Genomic DNA, 17981 nt, shown 5'->3' with positions numbered 1-17981 from the left:
ATAGACGAGGAGAACGACTGCATCGGGTGCTCGCACTGCTGGGCCTTGATTTACGGCGGTGAGCACGCTGCGAGGTGGAGCGGCTGATGTACCGGCCTCCAGCTGCCGCTTGAGGCGACCCAGAGCAGCCGGGGCAGCAGGTTCGTGCTAACCGCGTCCGGTGCCGCGGTCCCAGGGTCCCCGATTGTCGGTCGCTGATGGCATGCTCCCTGCAGAAGCAGTGAGGAGATCACTTTGGGCACCTGGGACATCGGCCCCTTCGACAACGACACGGCCGCCGACTTCGCCGACAGCTTGGACGAGGCCCAGCCCGGCCAGCGCGAGGGACTGATCCGTGGGGTCCTCAACCGCACTCTGACCGCGACGGACTACCTCCACGAAGCCCAGGAAGCGGTCGCTGCCGCAGCGCTGATTGCTTCGCAGTGCCCCACCGGCCAGCCCGTCGACAGCGGCTACGGGCCGCAGAGCATGATGCCCGAGCTGCCGCAGGACCTCCGCGCGCTCGCTGACGAGGTCCTCGCCAAGGTCACGGACGATTCCGGACTCGTCGAGTCCTGGGTCAATGCGGGCGACGGCACCCGCTGGCTAGCCATGATCAACGGACTCCGCCGGATTCTCAACCCGCTGCCCACGACTGATGTTCCGCTGTTCGACCTCGACGTATAGGCGCATCGAAGCCCAGTTTCGGGAGCACTGGATCCTTGGGTCGACTCGGGCACCGACACGGCCCGGTTCTGATGTGGGGGACCGGCAGACACCACGTCAGGCCGTGGACTGACCGTTGAGGCGGTACTCCTCGGAGGGAATCGAGTCCCATTCGGTGTTCGCGCCGTCGCGGGTCACCATGAACAACGGTCGCGATCGGAGGACCTGCCCAACCAGTTGTCCGCGCGTGACGACCCCGGGATCGTCTGGCCCCGCGTAGCCCTCGGGCGTGTAGCGAATGTGAGCGTGCATTGCTTCGGCATGTGCGATTGCGTCGCTCTCCAGTTCCGACAGGTCTCTCCCGACCAGCAGGAGTCCGCCGTTAGCGACCTGGGGACCGTACACGGCGTCGATAGCGATGCAGAACAGCCCCACGGCATGGCTCACATAGGCCGTGACGGCAGGCGGAGAGGGAGCCGCCCGGCGTCGGTGGACTTCGACCCTCCAAGTCGGCGAGAAGATCGCGTGGTGCCGGACACAATCGGCGACCCTCGTCGGGCCGAGAACCTCAGCCGCCCCGACCACTTCGCCTACGGTCATACCGAACCGGAGCGGTCCCACGCCGACAGCCGGCGTATAGGACCACTCGTCCCCGCCAGCGACTTTGAAGTCGGCTCCGGTCTTGAACGCCATCGTCGACCCTCCAGAGACACCTGAGAACTCGCTGTTGCCCATCATGTCAATCGCCGACCAGCAGACTGCCGAGTACCGCCGGGCGCCAGCAAGCCGGTGAAGTCGTCGACTGTCTCCGGCGACGGCCTGAAGCGCCCTGGGGGCGCGCTCCAGGGGTCCGCACCAGTGCACATTCAGTGCACAGTCGCTGGGGAAGACCAGGGAACCCGACCCGGGAGATGCCGCAGGTCAGCCCCTGCACGTACCAGTCGGTGAGTACCCGCGGGACTTCCCAGCGCCTGGGGAGATGCCCGTTGACCTGCGCCGATGTCGGCCGCCCCAGGGCAATGCACGGTTAATGCACACCGTCGGCGGGGCGGACTGAGCTCCCGGTCAGCAGGTAGGCGGGAACCGCGTCCGATGTCGCAACGCCGGTCCTCGGCTCCAGCTTCTCCGTCTCCGTCGCGGCGGGGGCGTCCTCGACAACGCCCCCGAACACCAGCCCGCGGGGCTTCGGGTGCTGATCAGGTGCGCACGCTTTCGGAGTAGGTGGTGAAGAAGCGGTCGCCGGTCAGCTTGTGGCGGGCGAGCTGTTCGCGGACGGCCTGTTCGTCCGCCCAACGGTCCGGGCTGCTGGCGAGGGCGGCCGCGTAGCTCGTCACGGCGTCCTTTAGCTTGTCGAACATGGCCGGGGTGACGACGCGCATGCCCAGCACCGCGCTTGCCACCCTGCCGTTTCCGGCCGAGCTGGAGGTCATCCGTTCGGTCAGCCCGCAGGAAAACTGGGGCCAACTCAGACCGTTAACGCCAACCATGCTCACCGCGGGCGGTCGCGTGATTCCGGCGTCACCATGGCGGGCTCGGGCTGCCGTCGGCTTCCAGACCCATCCGGATCAGCTGCTCCTGTGCATCGTCAGACGGCACAAGTACGCGAGCAAGCAGGGGTAGGCACTCAGAATCGCTACGGTCGACGGCTCCGCGATACCAGCGCTGCGCTGCAATGACATCTCCGCTCACCTCAGCCATCTGTCCCAGCAGCCAGTACGCCTGAGTGACGTGCGGTAGGGCCGTCATGAGCAGGCACTCGATCTGCTCCGGCATGTCGCCGGCGTTAGAGACCTCGCCCATGTGATTCCGAGACTTGTCACACCATCGGAGGAACAGCAGTTTCGACAGCTCGAATTGGGCCGATGGCTCGCCGTCGTCTGCGAGTTCGCGCAGGGTTGTCTCGGCGAAGCGGATCAACTCTGGCTGGCGACCGAGAAGCGGCCGCACGACCCGCACGACGGACCTCCCGCGACCCTCCCGCCGGGCCTGCTCGATCAGTGACCTGGCCTTGGCGAAGTCCCTGCTGATCAGATGGCTGCACAGCATCACCCAGGCGTCTTCATCGCCTCGCGTCCATGCCTGAGTGAGGACCTCGTCGGCCTCGTCGTCGCGGTCGGTCTGGTAGAGGTAGGAGGCCAGGCCGGACACGGCATGCCAGGCACCGGTATCAGCGACTGCCCGCAGCAACACCTCGAAGGCATCCTGCCCACCCGCTTTGCGCATCCGCAGGGACAGCCCGAGGATGACCAAACTCTGGTCAGTGGCGCCGTAGCGGACAAGTGCGCGAAAGCTCTGCCCCCGGTCGGCGACAAGGTGCTCGAAGGCAGCCACCGAATCGGCATCTCCACCGGCGGCGGCCCTCAGTACCGCGACCTCTCGCGAGAGCGCCTCGCGTGGCTGCTCGGCTGCTCGCTTTTGTTCGGCCTGACGGACGAAGGCGGACGCATCGACACCCTGGTCTCTGCACAGCTCCTTGAAGGCGTGTACCGCATCCATTGAGCCGGCCTCAAAGGCTTCGATGAGAACCGCCCCCGCCACTGCGGCGAGTCCTGGCTCGCTTTCAGGCTCGGTGGCAATGGACGCCAATGTGGAGCCCACGTACCACAGGCTGTATCCACCGTCATCGGCGCCACGTGCAAGATCGAGCAGCCTGTCACGGGTCGCCGCGAGCAGGATGTGGCCGGTCTCTGTGTACAGGTGGCACAAGCTCTCAACAGCCGGTGCGTGACCGAGTTCGGCGGCGCGCAGGCACAGCCGCTCCGCCCACCGGAACCGGCTCTTGTTGAACGCCTGGGTGCCCATCCGGTCAAGGTCGGCGCCATTGTCCAGATGATCGAGGGCAGCCCGCCAGAACGGGTCGGCGGGCACGTCGCCCCGGCGCTGCGAAGCCGCGCGCTCCTGAAGGTAGTCGGCCAGATCGAAAACGCCAGGCTGGGCACCCATCCCGTCAGTTCGCGGAACCAACTGCAGAGCGCCAGCCACGTCCTTGACTTCTTCGAGACCGTAAGCCAGAGCCTGATCGAACCAATCCTCGGGAGGGTTGATCCGGTGCTTGCCCACGAGATACACCGGTGCGGCACCGCGCAGAAACTCCGCAGGCAGCATCGACCGCACACCCAGACGCCGTGCATCGATTGCCGCAGTCAGAACGGCGCCGCCGTACGGGTTCGTTGCGTGAACCCATCGATCGAGTAGTTCAGGTCCGGCAGCGAGGGTTTGCGTGACCTCGCTGGGCGCAGACACCCAGTCGAGGGCCATCTCCAAGGCAGGGTCAACCCGAGCGAGACGACGCAAGTCACCCATCTGAGGTTCCGTGAACGCGTCAGGAACGGTGATTAGAGCAGATGAGCCGAGCAGATCGCGTGCCCGACCGTGCGGATCCGGGCGCGGTTTGAGCTCATCCTGGCCGGCCCGTGGCGCGGGGTGAGCCGTAAGCGCCCGATACTCCTCGGGCCATATCGTGGCAATCACGGCAATGGGCCCGTTCTCCTCGAGCAGGCTCTGCACGGTGGCTGCTGCCTGCTCTCCTTCTGGCTCGAAGAACAGTTGATGCGCGTTGTCCAACCACAGCACCGTGCGCTCGGTCAGAAGTCCGGCTTTGTGGGCGAGGATGATGGACTGCGCAGATTTGGGGTAGAGCAGCTGCCAGTCGGCCAGGCACTCCTTTACGGCCTCATAGGCGGTCCGGGTCTTGCCGACGCATGATCCACCACGCACCACCACGAGTTCTGCCCGTTGACCGCTCCTGATGCCGTTGAGTCGGTGGCGCAGCTCATCGTCGTGGGGGCGGCGCACGTATGCGGGGAGCGCGAAACGGCTCCGGGCATTCGGCACGTCACCAGGCACGGCCGCATGGATGTTCAGTTGCTGGGCGGTCCACTGCGGCACCGGCCTCGGCCGGTCAGGCGGGTCCACCTTGCCCTGCAGATGGAACTCATAGTGGACATCGCCGAGGTTGTTGTGGTGGCCACCCGGTCCTACGAGCCGGTTGTGGTCGCCTTCCACGCGCATGCCGCTGGCATCAACTGTGGCTGTGTCGGCTGAGGCAGGCGCCCGGACCGAGCCCGACTCGAGGACGGACGAGGGGGATGCCTCGGCGCGCTTCCGCCGGGAGAGGCGCTTCATGGCGTGTGGCTGTCCGGGTCGTCGCCGAAGTCGTTGTCGTGCGCCCCCGGGCCGGCTACCCGGTTCCCGTTTCCACGAACCGTCATGTTCTGTGCCGGGGCGGCGCGCTCGGCCGAGCTTGGAAGCTGCCTCGGACCGGAACCCGTGGTGCCCTTGGACGCCCGGTCGCCGAACACATTGCCGTACGCCCCCGCCCCGGCCGCCCGGATGTTGTCCCCCTCTACCTCGAATGTAGTGACGGCTGGAGCGGGCTCATCCTCGCGAGACAGCCGGTGGACGACAATCCCCACAGCGGTAGCGACGACCGTGGCGAAGCCCACGCACACGACCCACCGATTCGAACCGTCGTGAGGATGGCCGATGGCCGCGCATACTCCCCAGGAGATCCCCAGGACAGCGAGAAAGACGAGGCCCACGATGAGGACCTCGCGCCAACGCGCCCACCGTTGCCCCATATTCCCGTCTCTCCTTCTGTGGAGCCGCTTCGTCTGCCGCCCAATTTTGCGCCAGGGACGGACAGCCTAGTACTCCAGTGAGACTTCTTCGTTTTCCCTGGTCAGCGGCATGGTCGTCAGGAGTGTAGCGGGGCTGCGCCAGGGGCGGTGGGGTGTTCGCGGGGATGTCGCGCGAACGAGTGGCCGCGCCGCATGTAGTGGCAACGACGTGGACAGCTCCCGGTTGTGATCGATGATCTGGCGGAGGTGTGGGACCGGGACCTGAACGCCGCGGCGGCGGATGCGGGACTACGTGCGCGGGCTACTCGGCCCGGTGGGCCGCAAGAACAGCTGGCAACTGGCCGAGTTCGCCAGCCACCCGGCCCCGCACCGCCTCCAGCACCTCCTCGCCCGCGCCTGCTGGAGCGCGGACGAGGTCCGCGACGACCTGCAGACCTATGTCGCCGAACAACTCGGCACCCCCGACGGAGTCCTGATCATCGACGACACCGGCTTCGTCAAGAGGGGCACAGCCGCCAGATGATTAGAGTGACAAGAGCCGTATGACGGGAGGCTTTCAGGTACGGATCTGTGGTAGCCCGGGGCTGAGATGCCCAGGGCTACCCGACCATCCGGGTTACGCCCCCTTGCCAGCGCAAGACGCTGCTTCGTCGATGGCCCCGACGGGGCGGGGAAGGTCCCTTGCAGGCTCGGGCACCATCAGTCGGTGCCCGACCGCGAGCGGCACCTGCCGCGCCCGACGCCGGAAACCCGCGGCCGTCCGGGGGTGCTCGGCAGGCGACAGCCATGCGCTGCAGCGGCCGTGGTCGGACTCGTCGGAAGTCACCCCCTGATTCGTGGATCGAGTCGCTCGAACTTTTCGTGCGTTGACACCGCTCGAGCCGGTCACCAGTCACGGTCGTCCGGGGGCAGATCGTGCCGAGTTCTGCGAATGCTGTTCTGGGCAGACTCCGCAAGGGCTAGGTAGAACTCCTCTTCGACGCTGCCTGGGGCACAACGGCCAGCGAGCGCCTTGGCTTTCTCATGCTGTTCGACGTCTTTGGGGTAGGGCTGTCCTGGAACGGCCGAGAAAACACCGCTGTTGAGGGTTGATTCCAGAGCACCCTGCATGCTGGCAAGGAGCTTGTCGCCGTGCCGATCGGCGGCGCGCAGGCAACGGCGCACGAACGCGATGTTCCACACCAGATCCCGAGGAGCTTCGCTGAGGATCGTCGCGACGGTCCTCAGACGCGCAGGGTCAGGATCGTCGAGGTATTCGTCGATCAGCCTGATGACATGCTCGTCATAGGGCGCGGCTACGAGCGCGAACAGCTTGGCTCCTAGGAACCGTCTCCAGGCGGAGCCGGGGGCGGCAGTGAGCCAGTCCCCGATCTGGTGCAGGAGTTGAGGGAAGCTCTGGTGGTCGCGGAAAGGAGGAGACGCCTGCCAGGAATGGGGAAGGGCCTGGGGTGCCAGCGTGGAAGCGTTTTCGCACGCTTCAACGCGCGCTTGAAGGAGCTGGACGACCGCCGCGGGCGCTGTCTGTGCGATTACCCCCAGGAGCTGCAGGATCTCGTAGCTGTCGATCGAGCGGCATGCGGTCAACCGCGCAAGGCAGTCGTCCTGCTGCTGCCTGGTCAGGTCGGCCCACGAAATTGGACCCAGCGAGGGCAGCCCCAGGGCCATTGCCAGTTCATGCAGGCCGGCGTCATCATCGCGCGGCACGGTGAGCAGTTCAATCGCCAGGCCTTTGTGCTGGGCGCCGAGGCGCAAGACAGCGCCGAGCGTCGCCGAGTGCACGGCGCCGTCCTCGTGGGCTGCGAGATCTCGCAGCAGATCGGCTTCACCGGGCAGCAGGTCCGCCTGGCCGCGCTGGCGGCCGAATGCCATGGCTACCTCGCGTACCAGCTCGACGTTGCCGTCACTCAAGATGGATCGGCCCCAATGAACTGCCCGGCCGCCGGCGGTGTGGCCCATCGCGGTGAGGCTGACCGACACCAGCTCCAAGGAAGCCAGCGGGTCGGTTGGTGCGGACAGGGCGTGCTTGCACAGCAACTCGCCTATGGACGGCCTGCGTGAGACCAGCGCCCCCAGGAACAGTCGCGCGGAGCTGTTCTGGCTGGCGAAGACCTTCTGCTCCTGGCCCAGGAGGGCCCTCATGCGGGCGATGACTTCACTGTCGGACCAGGCTGTGAGCTGTTCTACCACGCGTGCGAACAGGTCTTCTGTCGCCTGGTGCCAGTCTGGGGCATCGGGGGAGTCGGTCGGATCGGTCGGGCCGCCGTGCAGAGCACGAGCGAGCTCGTTGTCCACGGTCCTCGGAATCGAGTCCAACACCACTGTGACGGGCCCTCTAAGCTCCTCCGGACCGTACTGTGCGAGCCACCTGAGCTCTTCCCGGACAGCCACCAGAATCGTGGGCTCCAGTGGGTGCTCGGCAAGGCAACGCTGCAGCCGACCGACGACAGCCTCGATGTAGGACGTCCACGGCTGGCGCATCTCGGGCGTCACCGTTATCCCGAAGCCGCCGTGAGGCAGACTGAGTGCCGCGCCGATCAGCTTGACCGCCGCCGCGGCGCGTTCGAGTTGGGCGTTCCCCAGCTCTGTGAATGCGAGCTCGAGTACCTGGTCGCGCAGTTCAAGCACCCCCGGGTCCGGCGGGACCATGTAGGCGATGAACGTCAAAGTGTCAGGCCTGCGCCACACCTCGTCGTGTCCGTCCGTGGCCAGGATGGGAGACAGCACGGTCAGCGGCTGGTGAAGTGACTCGGCGGATTGGCGCCGAAGCCAGCGTTCGACCTGCGCAACAAGGATCTGCTGGTAGACAGTGGGGCCGAAGCGGGTGAAGCTGGCGAACTCGTCCAGAACCCGCAAGGGATGATCAGGGTGCTGGTTAGTGGGGCGGGCGTCGTCCCTCCCCAGTTCCCACAACAATCCAGCTGCCCCGGCAAGGAACTCAGGATGGTAGGCGACAGCCCGCAGGACAGACGGCACGGCCTGCCGGACATCGTCGTCCGTGAAGGCACGCTTGTAGCCGAAGCCGATGTCCGCGGTGATCGGGGCACTGGGATGGGCCATCGCCCAAGAGACCAGTTCCAGCGCCCGGCGAGGCTGGAAGAACGCCACCTTCGCCACCACCTCCAGCGCCCGGGCGCGGTCCTGCGCGTCCGCGGCGGCCATGAAGGATTCCGCGAGCCACGCCCAGACTGGCTCGATCAGCCCGTTGGCGCTGACGTCTCGGTCTTGCCAGTCCACGCGCCCGGCGTTTACAACGAGATTGATCAGCGCCCTGCCCTGGGCTGCTTCCAAGGCCCTGTTGAGGTAGCCGGTAGCGATCCCCGTTCCGGGGTGTCGCGCTGCCTTGATCAGGAGTGCGTCACCCAGCAGATCGGGAACTATGCGCATGGCGGTGTTGTGGCGCAGGACTACCCCCGCCTGCTCCAGAGCAGTCAGATGCGAGGAGAGGGTTTCAGGGGGAGAACCGGTCAGTGCCTCCAGCGAAGCGAAGGCGGCGGGATCATCCAAGTGGACCGGTTGGAACGCAGCCAGGGCGCTCAGCAGGTCGTGCCGCGGCGCGGTCGAGTTCGAATCAATCGCCAGTGCATCGGCCAGGCGGCGCGTGAGTTCGACGTGGAGCTGCTGCTCGCCCTCGAAACGGCGGGGATCCAGGTCTCCGCGATTGATCAGTGCGGCCCCGGTGACAATCAGCAGTGGGCAATCCCGCGCCGCTGCTGCAAGCCGCAGCGCATAGCCGTGGTTCGCCTCGTCGAGGACCTCACGGGCGAGGGACTCAGCATCTTCGAGCTCCAGATCGCCGACCTCGATCTGCGCTGCTTCGCTTGAGTGCATGTTGACACGGGACAGCTCGCGGTAGGCATGGGGGAGCCCGTAGGGGCGCAGCGCGACCAGCACGTTGGCAGCACCGTTGGCTTCCTGAATGCCAGCGATGATCCTCCCGAGGGGAAACGTGGGATCGTGTGCGTCGTCGATCACGACCAGCAACTTGCCCTCGTTCGGCAACTGATCGAACGCTTCCTGGTTGATCTCAGGACTCTGACCCAGGATGCGCACCGCCACCGAAGGCGCTGCGCCTTCGATCGCCTCACAGAAGGCGGTCAAGACTCTGGTCTTTCCGACTCCGCCCCTACCGACCAGGAGAGCTACAGATCCTTCCTCGCTGTAGGCGAGTGACAGGAGGCGGTCCATGATCTGGGCTCGTCCGGCGAGCCGCCACCGGTGGGAGTAGATCGGCCCCCTTTTCATCTGCTTCAGGTACTGACCTGGCGCCAACCAGGTGTTGGCCTGGGCTTTTGGCTGGTTGATGACTGTGATCGGTGCGGTGTTGATACCGGTGACCGTGACGCCACCGGGCGACTGCGAGACGATGGCATCGCCTGAGTCAGTGAGGTCCCCTGTGTTGTTGTGATGGGCTCCCGCTCCAAGGGTCGTGTTGGCGTTGCCTTCCACGTAGACATTGCCGACCGACTTGGCGGGAGAGGCGACCGGCGTCGGCGCAGGAGTAGGCGACGGGGCCGGGCGCTTGGCGCCGCCCAGCCAACTGGGCCGACGAAAGAGTGGGGTCATGACTGCCGCGGACTCACTTTCAACAGGGCACACGTAGTGCCTAACCGTGCAACGAGCCACGGACCGCTAGACCGGGGCCACGCGGTCAGCGTCCATATCAGCATGGTGCCTCGTCCAGCTGACATACACCGAGGCCACCGTGGGATCGAATACCTGAGGACTCCCCGGAGGGAGCCGCCCGGCCAGCCTCTGCATCAGGTTCGGATACTCGTTCAGGGTGACGACCTGATAGCGCCCTTACCAGGCACGCCGGAGCGCATTTTGCGCGGGCTGACACCACTCCATCCCGAGCTCGTCCAGCTCCTTAATGCGCTCGGCGTCCAGCACGGCCTTGTAGCGGCGTTGGTCGGCTACCCACACCCCGAGCCGGTGGCCGGACGGGGCCCGGTAGGCGTAGGGCACCCGCGCGTCGCTGAACTTCTCCTGGTAGGCCAGCACCAGACCGCGGCGAAACTCCGCCCGCTCGGGATCCAGCACACGGGTGCGCACGAACGCCGCGATCACGGCCGGAGCGCGCTGGGTGGAGGACTGCAGCAGCTGTGCCTCGCCGGCTGCGGAGCGAAACTCGTCCGGCTCCCCCGCTCCCCGGCGCGCCTGGGCTCCCTCGGCGGCCGGCTCTCAGACTGCGGCATCGCGAGGCGCTCGATCGCGGCCGCGTCGTGGGACACGTTTGTTCTGCCCATCCAGCAGTCGGCCACGCCCGTGGCCTGGGCCTGTCCGGAACGCCCGTCCCCTCGTTCAGGCGTCCGCCACCGCGTAGCCGAGCGTGCGGGCGCGGTCGGCTGTCGCCTTGAAGTCCGCCGCCGGATTGAGCGCAGCGACTGTCCGATGGTCCAATGGGGCGGCGGCCAGGAGTGCGGCGACAGCCTGCCGGTCGACGGGGCGTTCGTAGTAGTCCTCGGCGTCATTGCAGACGGCCTCGGCGCTGTCGTCGGTCAGCACCGCGAAGAGCCAACCGGCTCCATCGGACTCTCCCGGCGCGAACACCACCGGACCGCACTGCCACGAGGTTGTGCCCGTCTCGCGCCATGCGCACACCGTCGCGTCGAAGAAGCCCTCGAACTGTAGCTCCGGTTCGGCCGGGTAGTGCGCCAGCGCGGCGGGCAGGCCCTCCAGCAGCCCGGGCCAGTGCGCCCTGGGCCAGTCCCGCCACGGCGTGGCGTCGCATTCGTGGTCGAAGCCGTAGAGGAAGACCCCGGCCGGGTCGAAGACGATCCCGTACAGATCACCGGAACCGTTCTCCATCGTGGCCAGGTCCACGCCTGGACGCCAGCTCGGGAGGTAGTCGTGCCTCGGGGCGAAGCCGCCGAGTACGGCGTCGAGCAGCGTGAGTGCCCGGCAGCGGGCACGCAGGATGTCGGGGTCGGCTAGCGCGGGCAGCAGCTCGTGAACGTTCATGGCGGACATTGAACAGGTCACTGCTGACAGCCGGACGAGGACGAGCGGTCTGCGGCTGCGGGCAGGAGCGCGCTCATCGCGTTGGCGGGGAGGGAGGGGTTGGCGGCGGCCGCCGTCGCGACCTGCCAGTGCTCGTCGGCCAGCAGGCTGATGAGGACGCTGGTGGGGAGCTCCGGACGGGCGGCGGCGATGGGGCGGGCCTGAGGGTCGGCCAGACAGGCGAGGAGTGCCGGGAGTGACGTGTTCGGGTGGCGGGCGATCTCCCGGAAGGCCTTACGCGCGGAAGCGGGCTGACGGGTCAGTTGCTCAAGGACGATCGCAGTTGCGTCGGGGTTCGTGGCGGCCTTCGCAGCCACGCGGGGACCGTGGCGGTCGATCATGGCGAGCAGTTGTGCCTCGGAGAGGCCCGGGTGCGGGGCGATCGCCTTGAGGACCTTCGCGTCGCAGTCGCGGGCGAGCGTGTCGCAGATCGCATCCGGCAGGTCGCGGCGCAGGGCGGCCAGCATGCGCAGGGTCGGGTCGGCCGCTGTGGCGAGGCCGGCGACCTCGGCGGGCGTGGCCGCGGCGATGCGCGGGAGCAGCGGGGAGCCGAGCTTGGTCGAGCGGGCGAGCTGCGCCAGAACGTCGAGCGGCAGGTCCGGGTGGTGTGCGAGGGACCGTTGGACGTCGTGGCCGCGGTCCTCGGCCAGCCTGCGGACCAGGGGCTCGTCGATCGACGGGTTCTTTGCCAGTTCCGCGCGGACCCCCGGCATCGGATCCCCGGCCAGCCGTGCGTACGCCTGTTGGGGCAGGCCCTCGCGTGCAGCGACGAGTTCACGCAGCAGCGCCGACGGGTGATCGACGAACCGGGCCACGGCCGGCGCCGGGGTGGCCGGGTTGTGCAATGCCTGCCATTGAACGTCGTGTACGGCGGACTGGTGGGATCCGTCGCACGCGTCTCCGGGCAGCAGCCGGCAGTCGACGCGGGGGCAGTCCGGGGCATGAGCGAAGGGAACCCGCTCCTGGTCGCAGACCCGGCACAACTCCACCGGAGGGATGCCTTCGCCGGTGAGCAGCGCCGCCAGCAGCTTCGGTGGCGCCGCCTCGTTGCTGGCGACCGCGCAGCGGACCTCCGCATGCGGATGCGGCGCGAGTTCGGCGGCCAGGTGGGTCGGGGCCCATCGGGCGAGTTCGGCGACCACCCGGACATCGGGGTCGTCCGCGAGGCTGCGGGCCACGTCCGGCGGGATTCCGGGACAGGCGGCCAGCTTCTCCCGGTGCTCCACGCGCGGATCCGCGGCGAAGTACCGGGCCCACTGTGACAGGCCGGCCCCCTCGTCGAGCAGGGCGAGTGCGGCGAGCGGCTGCGAGGCCGGGTTGACGTCCTCCGGCTGCAGTCGGCCGCAGTGGGCGAGTTGGACGGCAGCCGCCTCGGACCGAGCCGCCAGCGTGCGGACCTGAGCGCGGTTCAGGCCCGGACGCAGCGCCAGCTCGCAGGCGAGCTCCTCGTCCGCTGCGTCGATCAGCCGGTCGACCAGGCGGGACGGGAGGGCGGGGTTCACAGCGAGGCCGAGCAGCGCGGGTTTCACACTGCGTCATCCTGCTGCACGCACCGCGGGGTGTCCTCCGAAATTTTCGACCCCGCCCGGCCTTCGCCCAAGCCAGCGTCGGGGTAGCCCGCCGGACGCTCCTGGCCCTTGGTGAGGCCACGATCCGTGCCGCTGGCCAGGACGGGGGAGTGTCTGATCCTTTGTGGGTGATCAGGTGCTCATTCGGTCGGGTCTAGTGGTCGGTGACGGGGTCGCCGAAGTAACCGGTGAGGCTGTTAATGGCCTGCTTCCAGGACTGGGTCCGGCCGGTGACGTTGCCCTGGTTCTTGATCGGGTTCTGGATCACGAGGTAGAGGACCTTGAGGGCCGCGTCGTCGTCGGGGAAGTCTCCGCGGCGGCGTGAGGCCTGGCGGAAGCGCGATGGCCCCGAGGCGTTCCCTGTGTGCTCAGGCAGCCGCCTGACCTGCGGCGTTGTATGGCGGCGGACGAGTCGGCCATGTACGCCGGGGACCCTGGAGCGCCCAGGTAGATGCCTGTTGACCTGCGCGGATGTCGGCTGCCCCGGTGCAATGCACGGGTAGTGCACGAGGACGAGAACGCGTGAACGATCGTCGGTGGGGCGGTCTGAGCTTCGGGTCAGCAGGTTCGCGCGAACCGTGTCCGGTGCCGCAGCGCGAGGAGCCCTGGCTTCAGCTCCGCGGTCTCCGTCGTGGCGGGAGCGTTCTGGAAGCCGGCGAGGCGGAGGGCCGAGAGGGCGGGCAGGTTCTGTTCCGCCACCACGGCGTACAGCTCCTTGAGTCACAGGTGCAAGTGGGATCGGCGAGGCTCTGCGCCTGCTGACATCGAGGCCAAGGCCTTGCGCCGTGAAGCTGAGCCACGTGAGCACTGACTCGCCTGATCAGGATTGCTGGGGGCTGGAGAAGCGTCTGGAGCTGTCTTGTTCGGACGGGGCGCCGGTGCCGCCAAAGTCCAGAGCGCTCGACGACGCCGTCCCTCGCCTGAAGCTGGACAGGGCCGGTTCCCGATCGGTCAAAACTGCTCGGTTCAGATTGCGGGGGTTGACGGGTTGACGCATCATGGCGACATGAGTGACCGCTATGACCAACTGGTCGAAGGGTTTCAAAAGGGGCTCATCGACATGAAGGACCTGCTCGAAGGGCTGCCGGATGACGTCGATCCCCATGACGTTGGCTATGAGGCGGCTCGCGCCGCCTTGGCGCCGGTGGCCTGGGCTCGTGCAGTGGGTGATCGGATGCAGACGGCCGAGGCGACCGATCTCCTGGGAGTCACCCGGCAGGCCCTGCAGAAGAGAGTCCAGAAGCACACCCTGATCGGGCTCCCGGGGAAGCAGACGACCCACTTTCCAGTCTGGCAGTTCGATCGCTCGCGTCGCCAAGTGCGACCCGCGGCCGAACGAGTTCTGCAGATCTTTCGAGCGAGCGGCGAGTTTGATCCGTACATGATTGCAGCTTGGATGGTCGCGCCATGCGAGGAGCTTGGACAGGCGGCGCCCGCTGGACTGCTTGAAGATGAAGGGAGGGTGGAAGAGGTCTTCAAGCTCGCGAGAGCTGTCGCGAAGAGGTGGGCTCAATGACTTCCAGCGCTCCTCGATCCAAGAAGCAGATCAACCGCCTCGGGGAGACTTTCCCGAAGGCCCAGATTGAGCCCGCCGAAACGCTTTTTCGCTCACACAGCGAGTCGAATGGCGCTCTCTACTACTGCACGGACGGTAGCTGCCGGTTTGACCCACCCCGGAACATGAAGACCGAGTATGGATGCTGCTGCACCGCCACCGCCCCCGAGACCGCCGTCCTGGAGAACCTCGCCGGAGCTCCAGTGATCAGCACGACCTGGGCGGAGAGCCACCGGGTGTCCGAGGTTACGCCCAAGACGACTCACGGGGTTGCCGACCTCACCGCCCCCAAGTCCGTCGGCCTTTGGGGTATCGGAGCCGAGATCCAGGTCGGCACGATTCGTCGTCAGACGCAGAGCTGGGGGCGGGCCTTCCGGAAGGCTGGCTTCGACGGCGTCCGCCATAGGTCCAGAAGGGCGAACATGTCGGGCGCCGACTGCGTCGCCTTCTACGGTCGGCCGGGTGAGCATGACGATCGCCTGCAGTGCGGAGAGCCAAAGCCGATCAATTCGCACCTGCTCCGAGAGATCGAAAGAACCTTTGGTGTTCCCCACTTTCCGCCGGTGCCGCTCTTCGACTGAGGTTCTCTTCACGCTCTGGCTGGCTGGGAGGCCGACACGGCCGTGGGTCAGAGGATTGCCGCGAATCGGCCGGCCCCTGCCCGTTGAAGTCACCACGGCCGGACATTCCCGTTCGTTGTGGGTCGTCGATGACAGCATCCCCGCCAGCGCAGCGAGGAGATCACCAATGGCGCCTGGGACATCGGCCTCTTCGACGACATGGCAGACGACTTTGCCGTCAGCTTGGACGAAGCCCAGCCCGACGAGCGTGAGTTCCTGATCCGCCGGGTCCTTTAGCTGGCGCCGTGCGGGAAACCTGCACGCTGCTGACTAGTGCTTCGTTAGCTTGATCGGCGTGACACTCACGAAGCGCACTGCCGCATCGACCGGGCGGCCCAAATGACATCTACTGCTTCCCTGTTCGCATGCCGTCCAGCTGATGTGACTCTGGAGCGGGTTCGCGAGCTTGTGGCTGTCGGCCAACCCGAGAGCCTGACCTTGGAGTACAAGGAGAGCTTCGCCCAAAAGATCCCCGACTCGGTTGCGGCAATGGCCAACACCTACGGCGGCATGATCTTGGTCGGGGTGACCGAGCGCAATCTGGATGACCGGATCATCGGCGTCCCGGAGTCGACGATCGTTCAGATTGTCAGCGCCTGTCACCAGAAGCTGGAACCGCCGTGGGAGCCCGAGATCATTCCGGTGCCGCTGCCCGGCAGCGACGGCCTGATGGTGCTGGTGGTGCGCGTTGACCCCGCACGGGCGCCCAGGCCCCTGTTGATCCAGGGCGCGGCCCCGATCAGGCTGCATGGCCGTAACGCGGTCGCTGGTCTGCCGCGTCTGACTCAGCTGATCACCGAAGCAGCGCCCCAGGTGAAGACCCTTGGTTGGCGCCTGCCACATCCTGAACTGCCCCGGGACGCCAATGGCCAGCACGCGGCCGACTTCCTGGTTCACACCGGGATGTTCGTCCCGGTCGACGCCTCTGCGACCTGGAGCCCGCTCTCCGAGAGCGCGGTGGACGCCTTCGCCGGCGCCCTGAACAACTCCCCACTGCACCAGGCACTGTTCCACTGGTGCGCTTCGCTCGGGACTGGCGGGATGAACCCGTTCCACCGGTCCGGCTTTAACCGGGCCCGCACAGTTCGGCTCCTGTGGCGAGGCGGCCCCGGCGCGGCGGAGCCGTATGCCCTGGAAGCCGTTGCAAAGCTCGAACTGCCAGCCTCCTACGGAGCCCCCGTCTCCCACTTGCGGGTCAGCTTGGAGGCTCTCGTGCGGATTGGGCACGCCCTGAAGATGCCCAGCAGCCCGGCTCTGGCCGTCGGCCGTCTCCACGACCTGGTTGACTCCATGGTGGCCACGCTCGTTGACGAGCGCGTGACTGCCGCGCTCGCCACCCTGGCCGGCGTCGACCCCTTGGTCGTACCCCAGCCTCTCAGCCTGGACTTCGTCACCGGGCCGCCCGTGCAGGATCTGCTCACTGGGAACGGCCTGACGCCCTTTCCTGATGCCGGCTCCTCGCACGGAGCCAACCTGCTGGCGGACCCGGGCGTCGATCAGCGCGACCAAGGCGAACGTCGCACTCTGGTCGACAACTGGCTACAGCAGATCAGCCTGGATGCGGGACTACGTGGCATGGAGCAGGCTCTGCGCCGACTCCATGCCACTCCCCGACCCTGATGCGCAACCACTGGACCCCGGGGCCAGCTCGATCACTCGCGCCGGGGTCCCAGCAGTAAAGCTCAACTCATGGCATCAGTCGGTACCCCGTATCCGCTCGCCGCCTCTCTCTGAGGCACGCCGCGTCGGCCGGAAGCCCCGGGTGACTTGTGGGCTGTCGGACGACGTGATCGACCCGAGTACTCAATCACTAGCACGGCTCATCAATCGCTCGGTCATCAGGTAGGTCTGGGGCAGGATTGGGCTCAGGATTCAACAGCTCATTCCCACGAGCGCGAGCCCAGAACTGGCCGTCCAGCGAGAATTTCGGTCGGGCATCGTCAGATGAAACGGGAACAAGGTGGGTGGAGATCCATTCGCCCTTGATCGGTACTGGCAGTTCGAGCGCGCGGGCGACCTGCGGGTGTGACCCTTGGTGACCCAGCACGACGATCCCGTCGGGGCGTAGATGCTTTCGTGCGTCGCGTGCACGCTTCGGCGAGTCGTCCTGCTGACCGACGGTCAACACAGTCTGTCGGCCGACGATCCGGTCTCGCACCTCGCGGAACAGCTGGTTCAGCCGCTGCTGGCCCGACGAGCGCCGGCCCGGCAGCGATGCAGAGAGAATCCGCTCGCGTGCTTCAGGATCCAGGTGGCGCAGCAGGTTCGTCGGCAGATCGGTCTGGAGGCCGCCCCAGAGCCAGTACACATCGGACTTGGCGGTATCGGAGAGCTTGCGCTTGTTGTCCCGGTTGTACGCTCGGACGCGGTCGCTGTTTGCAGCCGTCGCCTTCTTCCAGCGCAGGCGCCCGTCGGTGATCCGCACGATGCCCGCGGCCCACTGGCTCGTGTCGTCGTTCATCCAGGTCACGACTGCAGCATGGTTGGCTCGACCACCCCGCTCACCGTGGTCGCCGCACAGATACATCTCCATTGGGATCTCCCAACCACCGAGGTCCTTGGAGAACTTGCAGTCAATGTCAAGGTCTGCGATCGACCAGTCGAGGTCTGCGCCGTTGGCGATGGCGAACTCCTTGGTGAGGTTCACCTCGACGGCCGTGCCGAGATACGTCTTCTCGGTCTTCGTCAGGTGCTGGTAAGCCCAGCGCCCCGTCCGCTGACCATCGAGCAACTCATCGAGGGAGTCGCGCAGCGCCCATCGGAACCGCTCCCGTGCCTCCGGCTGCTCGTTGAACCACTCAACGAAGGGGGCAAGGTCATCGGGGACCTGCTGCGTAAGCCCCGACTGTATCCGCCATTCGCGCGGCACCTTGCTCATGGGCTCGCACGGGGGGTCCCAGGTGCGGAACGAGTTGCGGCGCGAGTGCATCGCCGCCAACGCTCGCGACTCCTGCATGCCAGCCTGAGCAACATCCTGCGGGAAAGGCAGACCCTCTTGTATCGTCACGCGCTG

13 protein-coding genes and 2 pseudogenes are annotated in these 17981 nt (G+C 66.9%); 5 read left to right on the top strand and 10 right to left on the bottom strand.

The features are described 5' to 3' along the window. Positions 1 to 234 precede the first annotated feature (234 nt). Positions 235 to 666 carry a DUF4259 domain-containing protein gene (locus tag TR48_RS11245; RefSeq protein ID WP_042365923.1) on the top strand — a complete coding sequence of 144 codons (432 nt, stop codon included), beginning with the start codon at positions 235 to 237 and terminating at the stop codon, positions 664 to 666. A gap of 96 nt (positions 667 to 762) precedes the next feature. Here TR48_RS11245 and TR48_RS11240 read toward each other — a convergent pair whose 3' ends face one another. The 3 genes from TR48_RS11240 to TR48_RS11230 form a co-directional block, all read right to left on the bottom strand. Next, a complete protein-coding gene (locus TR48_RS11240; RefSeq protein ID WP_152627918.1) occupies positions 763 to 1383 on the bottom strand; it encodes a hypothetical protein in 621 nt (206 codons plus the stop codon). Positions 1384 to 1841: 458 nt separating this feature from the next. Further along, positions 1842 to 2075, bottom strand: a complete 234-nt coding sequence (locus TR48_RS11235) for a hypothetical protein (RefSeq protein WP_042365921.1) — start codon at positions 2073 to 2075, stop codon at positions 1842 to 1844. A gap of 88 nt (positions 2076 to 2163) precedes the next feature. Further along, positions 2164 to 4656, bottom strand: a complete 2493-nt coding sequence (locus TR48_RS11230; protein ID WP_152627917.1) for a hypothetical protein — start codon at positions 4654 to 4656, stop codon at positions 2164 to 2166. An 837-nt stretch (positions 4657 to 5493) separates the two neighbouring features. Here TR48_RS11230 and TR48_RS11215 point away from each other — a divergent pair. After that, positions 5494 to 5733: pseudogene (locus TR48_RS11215) on the top strand (transposase); the annotation flags it as partial. 377 nt (positions 5734 to 6110) lie between these two features. Here the strand turns inward: TR48_RS11215 and TR48_RS11210 are convergent. The 6 genes and pseudogenes from TR48_RS11210 to TR48_RS43110 form a co-directional block, all read right to left on the bottom strand. Beyond that, positions 6111 to 9671 (bottom strand): hypothetical protein, encoded by a 3561-nt coding sequence (locus tag TR48_RS11210; RefSeq protein WP_152627916.1) that lies wholly within the window; start codon positions 9669 to 9671, stop codon positions 6111 to 6113. A 354-nt stretch (positions 9672 to 10025) separates the two neighbouring features. Continuing rightward, on the bottom strand, positions 10026 to 10292 hold the full coding sequence (locus TR48_RS11205) for a helicase associated domain-containing protein (protein WP_042365916.1): 267 nt from the start codon (positions 10290 to 10292) through the stop codon (positions 10026 to 10028). A 234-nt stretch (positions 10293 to 10526) separates the two neighbouring features. Next, positions 10527 to 11186 carry a hypothetical protein gene (locus TR48_RS11200; protein WP_174501687.1) on the bottom strand — a complete coding sequence of 220 codons (660 nt, stop codon included), beginning with the start codon at positions 11184 to 11186 and terminating at the stop codon, positions 10527 to 10529. Between the two features lie 17 nt (positions 11187 to 11203). After that, positions 11204 to 12754: a hypothetical protein gene (locus TR48_RS11195; RefSeq protein WP_042365914.1), complete on the bottom strand. Its 1551-nt coding sequence runs from the start codon at positions 12752 to 12754 to the stop codon at positions 11204 to 11206. A 193-nt stretch (positions 12755 to 12947) separates the two neighbouring features. Further along, positions 12948 to 13136: pseudogene (locus TR48_RS46795) on the bottom strand (IS256 family transposase); the annotation flags it as partial. A gap of 215 nt (positions 13137 to 13351) precedes the next feature. Then, a complete protein-coding gene (locus tag TR48_RS43110; protein WP_161789808.1) occupies positions 13352 to 13495 on the bottom strand; it encodes a hypothetical protein in 144 nt (47 codons plus the stop codon). 304 nt (positions 13496 to 13799) lie between these two features. On the opposite strand from TR48_RS43110, the gene TR48_RS38785 reads away from it, so the two are divergent. From TR48_RS38785 to TR48_RS40280, 3 genes are all read left to right on the top strand, one after another. Beyond that, positions 13800 to 14309: a hypothetical protein gene (locus tag TR48_RS38785; RefSeq protein ID WP_052442575.1), complete on the top strand. Its 510-nt coding sequence runs from the start codon at positions 13800 to 13802 to the stop codon at positions 14307 to 14309. Beyond that, positions 14306 to 14929, top strand: coding sequence for an RES family NAD+ phosphorylase (locus TR48_RS11180; protein ID WP_042365913.1), 624 nt, complete (start codon positions 14306 to 14308; stop codon positions 14927 to 14929). Before TR48_RS38785 ends, TR48_RS11180 begins: the two co-directional genes overlap by 4 nt. Before the next feature lie 477 nt (positions 14930 to 15406). Further along, entirely contained in the window at positions 15407 to 16588 is a 1182-nt protein-coding gene (locus tag TR48_RS40280; protein ID WP_161789807.1) for an ATP-binding protein, read from the top strand. A gap of 190 nt (positions 16589 to 16778) precedes the next feature. Here the strand turns inward: TR48_RS40280 and TR48_RS11170 are convergent, their stop codons facing one another. Beyond that, entirely contained in the window at positions 16779 to 17975 is a 1197-nt protein-coding gene (locus tag TR48_RS11170; RefSeq protein ID WP_236652105.1) for a NaeI family type II restriction endonuclease, read from the bottom strand. Positions 17976 to 17981 lie beyond the last annotated feature (6 nt).

Source organism: Streptacidiphilus neutrinimicus, assembly GCF_000787815.1.
GTDB lineage: Bacteria > Actinomycetota > Actinomycetes > Streptomycetales > Streptomycetaceae > Streptacidiphilus > Streptacidiphilus neutrinimicus.
Note: the sequence above shows the minus strand (reverse complement) of the source record. Positions and strands in the feature narration are given on the sequence as shown.